Origin of the sequence: Providencia zhijiangensis (assembly GCF_030315915.2) — a bacterium.
GTDB lineage: Bacteria > Pseudomonadota > Gammaproteobacteria > Enterobacterales > Enterobacteriaceae > Providencia > Providencia zhijiangensis.
The window spans coordinates 1792888-1805750 of record NZ_CP135990.1; the positions used below are offsets into that span (position 1 = coordinate 1792888).

The following is a 12863-nucleotide window of genomic DNA, read 5'->3' on the forward strand; positions in this document are numbered from 1 at the left end:
CAGGTGGCCAAATTTATTAAACCACTACACTCCCCCGATAGAGAATGGTAGTGCCACCAAAATCGTTATAGGTTGCATAAAATCTTTAAACAGAATAATGAGTATGGCGAATACCAGCAGTACACTGAAAAGCATTGTCGTACTAAAACGTTCAAACATGTCGAGCATGAACTCCATATCACCATACTCTAATGGCTCAATGCTTTTTGGTAGTGATTGATATTCAGGAAGTTCGACAGCGTGTTCCAATGCTTCGCCAAGTGATAACCCATCTAAATTACCTTCAATAGACATTTTTCTGGCACGATTTATGCGGTCAATCTGTGATGGTCCATCGCTAAAATTAATGTTAGCAACGGATTTAAGTGGCACAGTTAAATCATTACCGCTACGAATATAGAGATTACGCAACGCGCTTACGTCATTTTTTTGATTGTCAGGTAAAACAACCTGTAACGTTAATTGTCTATCCGGTAAATTAAACTTAGCGCTGCGAGAGTTTGATTCTCCCATTGTAGCCACTCTTAATGTATTGGCGATTTCTTCTACATTAACTGCAGTTCTTCCTAAATCTTGCAGGTCAGGGGAGATAATCAGCTCTTTACGTAAAAGTGGTTTAACAACACGCACATTATTAATGCCATTTACGTTGGCAATTGCATCGCGTAGCTTATGCATTTGAATTTCTAGCTCTTTGGGATCAGCTCCTGTAAAGGTTAATGAAAATTCTTTATTTCCTTCGCTATTACTGAAGGTATAGCGTGCATCTGGAGTTTGTTGTAATAGATGCGAAATTGAGTTTTCAAACTGTTTTTGTGACATTTCACGTTCATTTGGGTCTGTTAGTGTCAGAATTATTTGACCTTTATGCTGAGCGATTCCATCGGCGTCATCACTGATCCCCGCAATGGTATAGATTGACTTTATTTCAGCACGTGACTTCAATTGTTCAGCCATATTCCTAACCGCGTTTTGAGTTTCTTCGACAGGGGTTCCCGGCGGTAATTCCACTTCAATCTGGCTAACACTAATATCGCCTTCAGGCATAAAGCCAATAGGCAGATAAGTAATACTGGAGATTGAACCAATCAAAAATATAAATGCGAATGAAAGGGCGAGTTTGCGATGTTTCAATGTCATCACTAACAATTGAGAATATCGATTGATCCAGTTAGGTACAGAATGTTCGGCCGATTTCTTTTTTGCGGGTAATAAGACATAGGCTGCCATTAATGGCGTGACTAATCGGGCTACTAGTAATGAAGATAAAACAGCCGCGGAAACGGTAATACCAAAAGGCACAAAGTATTTACCAACAAAGCCGCCAATAAAACTGACGGGTAAGAATACCGCTACAATAGTGAGTGTGATGGCGACAATGGCAAAACCTATCGCGTCCGAGGCTTTTAAAGCTGCTAAATAAGGGCGCTCACCTCGCTCTATGTATTTTTGAATATTCTCAATTTCGACAATGGCATCATCGACCAAAATACCGATGACTAATGTCAATGCAAGCAGTGTCATACTATTAAGTGAATAGCCAAATATTGCCAATACCAAAAAGGTGGGAAGAATAGATAAAGGTAATGCAATCGCCGCGACTAAGGTAGCTCGCCAACTTTTTAAAAAGAAGAAGACAATGATAACGGTTAAAAACGCACCTTCTAATAAAGTTTGGATCGTTAAATGGTAGCTTGATTCTGTATATTTCACGGTTGATGAAACAAGCTGAATAGAAATATCTGGGTGTTTCAGTTTTAATTGTGCAAGCTCATGTTCAACATTATTTGCTACCTCGGTATCACTGGAGCCTTTAGCGCGAAATACGGCAAAGCCAACTACATCTTTGCCATTTAATTGCGAAATAGTTTTGGCTGTTTTTTGTCCTTGATAAATTGCAGCAATATCCCCGAGCTTAATCCACTGCTGATTACCAATAGGCAATTGGATATCTTTAATTTCATCCACATCCTTTTTTTCACCTAAAATCCGAATCGTATGTTGTAGGTCATTATATTTAGACGAACCACCCGCGGAGTTTTGATGCACGCTTCTGAGTAATTCATTAATGCTCAGAATAGACAATCGTAATGCTGCAAGTTTATCGGCATCTGGCTCGATGCGAATAACGCTATCAGCACCACCAAGGCGACTGACTTTTTGTACTCCGTGGGCCGTAATTAACTGCTTACTGACTGTATCATCAATAAACCAAGATAAATCGGCAAGGGATTGGCTATCTGATGAAACGGCGTAACGTAATATTGCACCACCTTCGATATCAATACGGTTAATTAATGGTTCATCAATCGTTTGCGGTAAATCACTGCGGATTTGTGCGATTTGTTCACGAATATCATTGGTTGCAATATAGGCATCCACGGTTAAATCAAATTCAACGGTGGTGGTGGAAATGCCTTCTGTGATGGTTGAGGTAATATGGCGGATCCCTGGAATACCAGAGACCGCACGTTCAACGGGTTTCGTGATGGCGTTTTCCATTTCCGTTGGGGATGAGCCATCTTGCGTAATGGTCACTGTGACTATTGGAAAATTAACTACCGGGTTTGCAGTAACAGGCAATTGATTAAAAGAAAATATACCCGCAATCGTGAGCGCTAAGAACATAACGATAGTAGGAATAGGGCGTGTGATTGCCCATGAAGATAGCTGGAGTTTCATTGACTATCCTTGACTGGGGTCACAGTATCATTTTCAGTTAAAAAGGCTTGGGCATTGGTGACAACAACGGCATCAGGCGAAATAGGGGACAAAATCTCGATACGGCCATCATGAATTTTTCCGGTCGTTATTTTTTGCTGCTTCACTTTATTATCAACGACAGTAAAAATAACTCGTTCACCATTATCTAGTGTTCGAATGGCACTGTATGGGAGCGTAGTTTGCAGTTTTTCTGAATTGGAAATAATCGCTGTACCTGATTCTCCGGCTTGCAGATTGTCTTTATTTTCAGCAAGAGAGATACGAACTTTTCCTTGTTGTGAAATAGGATCTACTTTTGGCGCTAAGTAACGTAATTTTCCTGCTATTTGCTGATTATTAGGCGTTTTTAATTGAATAGACATCAGATTTGATAAACGTTTTAATTCTGAAATATGTGCTAAAGCATCAAATTCAATGTCACCATCTTCAATGATTTTAAACAGTAATTGGTTATCTGTTAGCATTCCTCGGATAGCATGGCGCTCACTAATAACGCCAGAAATGGGCGCAACGATCCGTGATTTATCTTGCTGACTTTTTTCTTTGGCAAGCTGTGCTTGCAGTTGGCGAAATTCCGCTTTATTAGCTTCCAATAGCGCATTCGCCGCGACAGATTCAGATTTTGCTTTTTCAAAATCATTAGCAGAAATAACCCCAGTTTTAGCGAGAGGCGCAAGGCGAGAGAGTTCTTTCTGCGCCTGTTCTGCCACGGCTTTTTGCTGCTTAATATAGGCTGTGGCTTTTTCAGTTTCAGCTTGTAACTGACTTACAGATGCATTTTGGAGTGGGGATTCTAATATAGCCAGTAGTTGGTCCTTCTCAACCCATTGACCTTCTTCAACCAGTACATCAATCACCATTTGTTGCTGCAAAGGTGAGCCGATCGCAATCTCATTTTTTGCAACGAATGTGCCCGGTAAGGTCAACGTTTCCACATAGGGTGTTTGTTTAGGCGAAGTCACATTCAATCGCATGGTTTCAGAAAGAGAAACTGGCGATATAAACAGCATGTAGAATAACAAAGAGGTAATACTAAGACGTTTCATAAACCGATAAACCCTAATCGTGATATTGAGGGTAAATTAATGAAATCGCCTCAGCATTACCATAAACCAAAGTTAAACCTTAATTTTCCGTTAAGGTTAGTTATTTCAATACCTAACGTGAAAAACGTTTTGAACCTGCAACACACAAAATGACACCAAGCGTAGACATGATCATGATGCTATTAACTGTTTCATTAAGCAGCCAAGCAGAAAGCACTAAACCAATAAATGGTTGTAATAGCTGCAATTGACTAACGCCCGAAATTCCGCCTTCAGCAAGCCCTCGATACCAAAAAAAGAAACCAATTAGCATACTAAATAGAGAGACATAACCTAGGCCCATCCATGCTTCAAATGGAACAGTAGAAAACGTTGATGGTAAGCGCAAAATACTGAATATCAGCATGATGGGTAACGCTAGAACCAACGCCCAGCAAATGACCTGCCAGCTCCCTAATGATTTTGAAAGTACCGCGCCTTCTGCGTAGCCCAATCCACAGACAATCACAGCAATGACCATATATAAGTCACCTTGCCATGCGTGAGTGGCTCCTTGAAGAATTGCGAAGCCGATTACAAATAAACTTCCCATGACTGAAAACAACCAGAACAATTTGCGAGGGCGCTCGCCTGCTCGTAAAACGCCAAATAAAGCGGTAGACAAAGGAAGCAGTCCTAAATATACAATGGAGTGAGATGAGCTAATGTACTGTAATGCCACCGCAGTTAAGAATGGAAAGCCGAGTACCACACCAAATGTCACGATAAAAAGAGGAATCAAATTTTGTCTTGCTGGAATTTTTTGGCGTAGAACTATCAAAACAATCAGAGCCAAAATCCCAGCGATGGTAGCCCGCAGAATGGTCAAATAATCGGGTGAAAATCCACTGATAGCCAGTTTGGTTGCGGGAAGTGAGCCACTAAAAATAGCAACGCCAATAAAGCCACTGATCCAACCACGAGTGGTATGAGAGGGAGTCGTTATGGAAGCACCGTGCGATGTTAATGATTTACTTTGATTCATAATTGACCGTTATTATTTGTAATTGAGTTTTGCTAAGCTAATCGACATAATCATGACAATCAAAAAATTGTCATAGGTACAATTTCATGACTCAGAATCGTTATAAGCAGTATGTTGACTTGCTTTCAGCGCAGATCATGAGTGGCGAATTGAAAGCGGGCGCTCGTTTACCAACACATCGCCATTTTGCGGAAAAATCGGGAGTTTCTTTAGTCACAGCTTCGCGAGTATATCGAGAGCTTATTGAGCGGGGCTTGATCATCGGGGAAACTGGGCGTGGTACCTTTGTTCGAGATATCAATCTATTGCCCAAGTTAAGTATTGAGCAAGATGTCGCTAAAAATACATTAGACCTGAATTTCAGTTATCCGATTGCGAAAGAACAAACCAAACTATTACGGGAATCGTTACGGGAAATAGCGGTTGGGGGTGATTTGGAAGGAATTCTTTATTATCAACAGCATACAGGGCGAGAGCATGAAAGGCAGACAGTCGCTAAATACTTAAAACAGCGTGGATTAACTCATGCAACGGCAGATACCGTCGCTTTAGTCAGTGGTGGGCAACATGGTTTAGCAACCATTATTTTAGGTATGTTCAGTCCTGGAGATATTATTGCCGTCGATGCTTTAACTTATCCGGGGTTTAAAGCTCTAGCGAAAATCTACCATTTAGAGCTTATATCCGTGCCTACGGCAGAAAATGGTCCAAACTTACAAGCGTTGGATAAGCTATGCCAACAGAGAAAAATTCGAGCCTACTATGCGATGCCGACACTGCATAATCCGCTAGGTTGGGTGATGAGTTTATCGGAACGTAAAAAGCTGGTGGACTTAGCTAGGCAGCACCAATTTTTCTTAATTGAAGACGGGTCTTATGCCTTTTTGCAGCGACCAGCAGTTGTCCCATTAGCAACGCTTGCACCTGAAATTACATTTTATACAACAGGTTTTTCGAAGAATATTGCAACTGGCTTACGTGTCGGTGCGGTACTGGCACCCCAGCAATATATTGAAAATATCGAGCGTATCATCCGAATTACAACATGGAATACACCGGCAATAACCACTGCTATCCTCTGTGATTGGATCGAAAAAGGTGAGGTCGATAGCATTGAAAAAGATAAGCGGCGAGATGCAAAGATCCGGCAAAAAATAGTCCAGAAAATTTTCACTGATATACCCTATATTGCGCATCCAGCCAGCTATTTTGTTTGGCTACCCTTACCGGAAGGTGTGCGCGCAGATGTAGTGGTCAGTGAATTAAAAAAACAAAATATCGCGACTAGCAGTGCGGAGTCTTACAGCACATCAAACGCGGTACCGCAGGCGTTAAGAATAGCAATTAGCACCTTAACCCATGAAGAGTTGGCAGTGGCAATCGAAGCAATTAGGCGCGTTGTATTGTATTTGATTGATTTATAAAGATGATAAGTATGAAGGAATAAAAATAGTGGAACATATCAAACATTTTACTGCGACAGCGATGATCTGTAATGCTCGTGGGGAGTTTCTATTACATGAGCACCCTAAGCTAGGTATTTGGCTACCGCCTGGTGGCCACGTTGACCCAAATGAAGAACCACAAGATACCGTTGTTCGTGAAGTGTTTGAAGAAACAGGTTTACGGTGCCGAGTGATTGACTGTCGCTATCCGTTATACTCGAAGGTTAATGATTCAAAGAATACACTCTCTTTAGCTATTCCTTTAGCTATTTTAAAAGAATTCATTGCTGATAAACACCAAGGAGATCATTGGCATATCGATATGGTTTATCTCTGTGAGCTAATAGATGAAGAAACCCAATGCAATGCGAATTTTCATTGGGTTTCTCTGAATAAAATGAATGACTTAAATCTTCCTAAAGATGTGTATGAACTCGCTATTATGGTTAATGAATACTTTCAAAATGGTTCGGCTCATTCGAAATGAATTCAGTCATGATGAAATATTAAAAAAGAGCAAAGAGATACCTAGCATAATTAATAAGGCACCAATAACTCTATCCATAATGAATTGATATTTAAGAATTTTATTTCTAATCAACGGTGCTGCAAAGAATAGAGCAATTAAACTAAACCAAACCCAATGTGCAAAAGAAATAAATAATCCGTAGCTGAAGTTTAACCATTGAGAGTTACCAGCTTGGATCACTTGGGTGTAGACCGAAACAACGAAAAACATCGTCTTAGGGTTGAGTGCATTAGTTAAAAAACCCATTTTAAATGCGGAAAATGAAGAGGGTATTGATGCCGGATTAAGGTCATCGCTGGCGTTAATTGCTGTTTTGTTTGTTAAGGATTTAAAACCAATATACACCAAGTAAGCGACACCAAGGAGTTTGGCTGTCATAAATAATGTAGGGGAACTCATAATGATTAGAGTTACGCCAAAAATGGTATACAGCACATGAACTTGTACTCCAGCAGCAATACCAAGGGCGCTGAGTAAACCCGTTTTGGTGCCGTAGGAGTAGCTATTTCTGGTGACCATAGCGAAGTCGGGACCAGGGCTAATAACCGCCAAAATAGTGATGGTGGCAACGGCGATAATTTCATTCATAGTGAGATCCTAATGGTAATAAAAACTGACTTAATTTCTGGATGGAAAATGGATTTGATTAACTTGAAGTGTTGATTATCAATAGATTGTAAATAGAGGAAAAGCGATTTATTCTCAATGAAACCTGTCAGTTTTCGTTACCTATTTAATTGTGAAGCTACTCATTTTATAAGCCCCTTAATTTTATGAAGACATTAATTCTATGAAACTGCCTCCATTAACATCGTTACGGTTTTTTGATGTTGCTGCACGCTATGAAAGTATTATTAAAGCCGCGCAAGAGCTGCATGTAACGCACAGTGCAATTAGCCGCCAGATAAAATTACTTGAGGAGCATCTTGGGGTTTTACTGTTTGAACGACGTAACCGAGCTATCTTTTTAACAGAAGAAGGTAAATTGTTATTTCAAACGACGACGCATTTATTCCAACAACTTTCTGATACCGTCGAAATAATTACTCAGCGTCCTCATAACCGAGTTGTTAGTTTATCGTGTGAGCCGACCATCGCTATGAAATGGCTGATCCCTCGTTTAACCAGTTTTTATCAGCAATATCCTGAAATTACCGTGCATTTAATCGCCGCTGGTGGTCCGATTGATTTTAATAAGGCGGGAGTTGATCTTGCTCTTCGCCGTAATGATTTCACGTGGGATGACAATATTTATGCGAAGAAAATATGCGCGGAATGGATGGGTATCATCAAGAAAAATGATAGCCAGCCTTATCATGAGATGAACTTGCTTGTACCGGCCTCACGGCCAAATGTTTGGCGTACATGGCAAGCCCGTAGTGGCATTAATTTACAACATAATAAACAAATTAATTTCGAACATTTCTACCTGTGTTTGCAGGCTGCATTAGCAGGACAGGGTGTTGCTATCGCATCGTTCCTAATGGTTGCTGATGAAATGAACACACAACAATTAATGGCTCCAGAAGGTTTTATTGAAGATGGTTCGGCATATTACTTGCTTTCACCTAAAGAAATAAAAGCAGACACCCCAGCAGCTATTTTTATGGAATGGTTGGAAACAAACGTGAATCAAAGCCTATTGTTGACTCAGCAATCGGCATAAAATTTGTATAATTTTAAGGGTTTGGTTATTTAATCACCGAACCTACTTGCGTAGTGAAGTTTTTATGCCCTAACTATTTCGCTGCGTGCTATATTTCCCAGAATCGTTTTTGATGTCTTTATGTTGGAGTAAATAATGAGCAAAATTCGGGTTGGTGTCATTTTTGGTGGTAAATCCACTGAGCATGAAGTTTCGTTGCAATCAGCTAAAAATATTATTAATGGATTAGATCGTAGTAAGTTTGATGTTTGTCTCATCGGTATCAATAAAGAAGGGCAATGGCATGAGTATGATGAAGCAAACTTCCTGTTACATGGCGATGATCCCGCTCATATCGCGTTAAATACTCCAAAGCGCAGCATTGCCGTTGTTCCGGGCAAACAAAGTGAACAATTCATTTCTCTAGAAGATGCTAAACCTCTCCCGCAAATTGATGTTATTTTCCCAATTGTCCACGGTAATTTAGGTGAAGATGGCTCTTTACAAGGTTTACTGCGTATGGTGAATCTGCCGTTTGTTGGACCGGGTGTTCTAGGCTCATCAGCTTGCATGGATAAAGATGTCACCAAACGCCTTTTAAGGGATGCAGGGCTGCACATTGCACCATTTATTACGCTGCTGAAAAGCAGTCGTGGTGAAATAAGCTATGCTGCAACGGTTGAGAAACTGGGCTTACCATTATTTATTAAACCAGCTAACCAAGGTTCATCGGTTGGGATCAGTAAAGTTAATAATGAAAGCGAGTTTAACGTGGCATTAGATTTTGCATTCTTATTCGACGTAAAAGTGCTGATTGAAAGCGCAGTAAAAGGGCGTGAAATCGAGTGTGCTGTTCTTGGAAATGAACATCCATTAGCTAGCCCATGCGGTGAAATCGTACTGCATGACAGCTTCTATGCATATCACACTAAATACATTGATGAAAATGGCGCGTCTGTTGTTGCTCCAGCGGATTTAGAGCAAGATGTGAGTGAAAAGATCCGTACAATTGCGCTTGAAGCTTATCAAGCTTTAAACTGCAGCGGTATGTCTCGTGTTGATGTATTTTTAACTGAAAAAAATGATGTTGTGATTAATGAAATCAACACATTACCGGGGTTCACTAATATCAGTATGTACCCGAAACTGTGGCAACAAGGCGGTATGACTTATCAAGAATTGATCAGTCGTTTAATTGAACTTGGGATTGAAAAATTCCAGCAAACAGCCGCATTAAAAACAGCCTGTGATGACATTTAATCTCTGATATTTCTCGAAAACTTTGCCGATAGCAGGCTGCTGTCGGCAATATCACGCTAAAGCTAACGCATTAATTCACAACGTTTTTATTACACCAAACATAATTGATGTAACGGAATAACGGCTCAAATCCAAATTTTTTATATAAATCAAAGCCTGCTTCTGAAGCATCTAAGAAGCAATGTTCGACTCGTTGTTGACGACAAAATGCGAGAGCATAATCAATAAGCTGAGAAGCATAACCTTTACCCTGAAACTTAGGTTCAGTACCGATATCGTCGAAACGCGCCAATTCTCCTTCAATGGTCACTGTCATGGATGTTGCGGGTTCTCCATTGACCAATAAGACGAAATGGAACTGTGGTGCGCCTTGCTGCAGGGCATCTTCATGGTAGCGAACATACTCTTGGATCACCGTATCGTGTTCTTCTGAAAGATAGAACGCAGAAACTAATGGTTTAGCCCAAAGGGATAAATCATGGTTTGCGAGCACGATATCTACCTGATTATCAGGCAAATCAACTTCTTTTTGCTGCGACAAAGTTAGCGCCATGGCTGTCGTGACGCTGTCACGTTTATAGTTAAGTGCTTCAATATCTTTGACGACTTTTGGCAGCATCTCTTCGGGGATCACCAAAGTGTGGTTCTTTTTCTGCGATACGAACAGGTTGTATGCTTGCATAAAAGCATGATGAGTAGAGTCGGGTTGCAGATAGATAAAATTGAACGCCGGGGAATTTAATGGCGTTAAATAACAAATTGTATGTTGTGCAATCTGGATACTGTGCTCACAAATCGAAGTCCAAAACGTCTTTTCGATCGATTGGTAATGTCGTAAATAGTAGAGCGGTATATTCATTAGTCAGTTACCTGATACAAAATGTGTTAGTCAAAATGGAGCAAATAACAAATCTAACCCCATGTAAAATTTTGTTAACTTATTGGCAGTAAAGCCTTTGTGAACTATCTATTGATAATAACTAAACCTTTAAAATCAGCAACCGTTGCGGCAGTTGTCATCTTATCTTTGGCCTGAGCTCTCACTCTTATGCAACGTTTTCAGTGTCATTAATCAATATCTATAAAGTAAATTTAAAGATGAATTAAGGCGTTTCGTGCGATATGCAGATAGATTGTCATTTAATGCTATCTTACATTGCACATTTACTCTATAAAATGTCATGTAAATTTATAAAAAGCTTTGTAACTCAATGAGATTATCTTATGAAATTCTCCATTATGATAGTAGAAATAAAGAGATCGTACCTGCATAAATATGCTAAATAGAGTGACGTAAATAAGATAAATAGAGTTGTAAACGTTATATTTTTCAATGTATTGTTTTTGAAAAATAAAAGATGACTGAGGTTACGTTAAGGTAATGCAAAAATTTATATTAGGCGCCCTGTGTTTAGTGAGTTATTCAGTGTTTGCCGAATCAGCTGAAAATCCTTTTGATAGACAAATACTGAAACACGATGGCAAAGAAACTCATTATTACCTGCTTAAAAGTGACTCTAACCCCTCTAAAGAATTATTGGTATTAATCCAAGGCTCCGACTGCAAAAGTGTCGTTAATAACCAAAATATGATTAAGAATTTTAGGGGAGTATTACCTAATAGTGATGTGCTTTTAGTAGAAAAAACAGGCTTAACACCTGATGTGGGGCTAGATGATCCAAATGCCTTAGAAGAGGATTGCCCTGTAGAATATATGAAGAGCGACTCTTATTTTGAAAGAGTGGATAACTATATTGCTGTGCTGAACCAGTTGAAAAATCAGTATCAGCATATTGTTATATTGGGTGGTAGTGAAGGGGCGATAGTGACGAATATTATTGCGTCTAAAGTTGATTTTATTGATGCTGCTATTTCGCTAAATGGTGGCGGACAATTTTTTATTAATGATGTGATTTACAGCATTAATAAAAGTTTACCTGCTGAAGAAGCGCAAGGTGCAATAGAAGGGTTTAACCAGTTTGCAGATGCGGTTTTGCATGACCATTTAGACGATGACCAATTCCCCAGTAATCACGGGCAAAATTGGTGGTATGAAGCCTTAACGATAGATAATAAAAAACTACTTCAAGGTGTTCGTAAACCCCATTTAGTGATCCAAACGCTCACCGATATTAATGTGGACGTGGAAGGTTCACAAAAAATGATGAGTGAGGTTAATAACCCAAATATTACGTATAAAACATATTCCACATTAGACCATTATTTTAAAGATGGTCAGGACAATAATCAGACAGCCGTGGTTATTGCTGATATTCAGGATTGGTATACAAACTTAAATATTAAAAGATAGGTTGGGTAGATACCCAGCTAAAGAATTCTTAGTTGGGTATTTAGGGATTCTATTCTGAAATGTAGCTGTGATATTTAAAAATCGGTTTAAAGCCTAGTTTTTGATAAACCGACAAACCATCGCTAGACGCTTCCAAATAACACTGCTTGATTTTATGTTGAAGACAAACCTCTAAGGCATGTTTAATCAATGCCGTGGCAAATCCTAGTCTCTGGAATTCAATATCTGTACCAATATCATCTAAGCGCGCAACGTCATTGTGTAGCGTGAGTGTTAGTGATGATACAGGGGTCTGCTGATTAAATAAGACAAAATGCATGATATTAGTTTGCTTGTCTAACGCACGCTGGTGATAGCGAATATATTCATCAATGATGGATTCATCATTATCACAATCAAGTTCATTGACTACAGGAAACGCAGTAATAAGCGGTTTCGACCAGTCAGAGAGATTATGATTGCTAAGCTTTATGTGATAGCCATCTGGTAACTGATTTCCCGTTTTGAGTTCATTTCCCGTAAGGTCAAAGACCATCGCTGTTGATTCACCATCATCAATAAGATCATGTTGTTGTATACAATTTGAAAACTTGGGTAATTCATCGGTGTGAACAACTAAAATATAGGGTTTTGATTGTTGTTGAAACAATGTATTTGCCGCTTCAAAGCCAGCAATAGTTGCTCCTGAATGCAAGTAAATATAATTAAAAGCGGGAGTTTTTAGCTCAGTAAAATAGGCAAACGTATTTGGCTCTACATGATGAGTCCTTAGGCAAATAGCAGACCAAAAAATATCTTCTAATGAGTAAAAACACGCTTCGTTGTGAGTCATTTCATGGTGTCCTAATAAATTAACTGAACGTTCCTAGTCTATTGAGG

At 39.5% G+C, this 12863-nt stretch carries 11 protein-coding genes; 5 read left to right on the forward strand and 6 right to left on the reverse strand.

What is annotated here, in order from left to right:
• Positions 1-24 precede the first annotated feature (24 nt).
• The 3 genes from QS795_RS08190 to QS795_RS08200 all read right to left on the reverse strand — a co-directional run bounded on the left by QS795_RS08190 (position 25) and on the right by QS795_RS08200 (position 4794).
• Positions 25-2682, reverse strand: a complete 2658-nt coding sequence (locus QS795_RS08190; RefSeq protein ID WP_286270829.1) for an efflux RND transporter permease subunit — start codon at positions 2680-2682, stop codon at positions 25-27.
• Complete coding sequence (locus QS795_RS08195) at positions 2679-3770, reverse strand: efflux RND transporter periplasmic adaptor subunit (RefSeq protein ID WP_318627140.1); 1092 nt, start codon at positions 3768-3770, stop codon at positions 2679-2681. Before QS795_RS08195 ends, QS795_RS08190 begins: the two co-directional genes overlap by 4 nt.
• A gap of 112 nt (positions 3771-3882) precedes the next feature.
• Positions 3883-4794 carry a DMT family transporter gene (locus QS795_RS08200; protein ID WP_286270825.1) on the reverse strand — a complete coding sequence of 304 codons (912 nt, stop codon included), beginning with the start codon at positions 4792-4794 and terminating at the stop codon, positions 3883-3885.
• Between the two features lie 86 nt (positions 4795-4880).
• On the opposite strand from QS795_RS08200, the gene QS795_RS08205 reads away from it, so the two are divergent.
• Both QS795_RS08205 and QS795_RS08210 read left to right on the forward strand, forming a co-directional pair.
• Positions 4881-6218: an aminotransferase-like domain-containing protein gene (locus QS795_RS08205; protein WP_154603834.1), complete on the forward strand. Its 1338-nt coding sequence runs from the start codon at positions 4881-4883 to the stop codon at positions 6216-6218.
• Between the two features lie 28 nt (positions 6219-6246).
• Positions 6247-6726, forward strand: a complete 480-nt coding sequence (locus QS795_RS08210; protein ID WP_318627141.1) for an NUDIX hydrolase — start codon at positions 6247-6249, stop codon at positions 6724-6726.
• Positions 6727-6732: 6 nt separating this feature from the next.
• Here QS795_RS08210 and QS795_RS08215 read toward each other — a convergent pair whose 3' ends face one another.
• Complete coding sequence (locus tag QS795_RS08215) at positions 6733-7356, reverse strand: LysE family translocator (RefSeq protein WP_318627143.1); 624 nt, start codon at positions 7354-7356, stop codon at positions 6733-6735.
• A gap of 202 nt (positions 7357-7558) precedes the next feature.
• Here QS795_RS08215 and QS795_RS08220 point away from each other — a divergent pair, with 202 nt between their 5' ends.
• Positions 7559-8434: a LysR substrate-binding domain-containing protein gene (locus QS795_RS08220; protein WP_286270822.1), complete on the forward strand. Its 876-nt coding sequence runs from the start codon at positions 7559-7561 to the stop codon at positions 8432-8434.
• 135 nt (positions 8435-8569) lie between these two features.
• A complete protein-coding gene (gene ddlA / locus QS795_RS08225; RefSeq protein WP_286270820.1) occupies positions 8570-9673 on the forward strand; it encodes a D-alanine--D-alanine ligase in 1104 nt (367 codons plus the stop codon).
• A 70-nt stretch (positions 9674-9743) separates the two neighbouring features.
• Here ddlA and QS795_RS08230 read toward each other — a convergent pair whose 3' ends face one another.
• Positions 9744-10532, reverse strand: coding sequence for a GNAT family N-acetyltransferase (locus QS795_RS08230; protein WP_154603829.1), 789 nt, complete (start codon positions 10530-10532; stop codon positions 9744-9746).
• Positions 10533-11054: 522 nt separating this feature from the next.
• Here QS795_RS08230 and QS795_RS08235 point away from each other — a divergent pair.
• Positions 11055-11984, forward strand: coding sequence for an acyl-CoA thioester hydrolase/BAAT C-terminal domain-containing protein (locus QS795_RS08235; RefSeq protein ID WP_286270817.1), 930 nt, complete (start codon positions 11055-11057; stop codon positions 11982-11984).
• 49 nt (positions 11985-12033) lie between these two features.
• Here QS795_RS08235 and QS795_RS08240 read toward each other — a convergent pair whose 3' ends face one another.
• Positions 12034-12816, reverse strand: a complete 783-nt coding sequence (locus QS795_RS08240; RefSeq protein WP_154603827.1) for a GNAT family N-acetyltransferase — start codon at positions 12814-12816, stop codon at positions 12034-12036.
• Positions 12817-12863 lie beyond the last annotated feature (47 nt).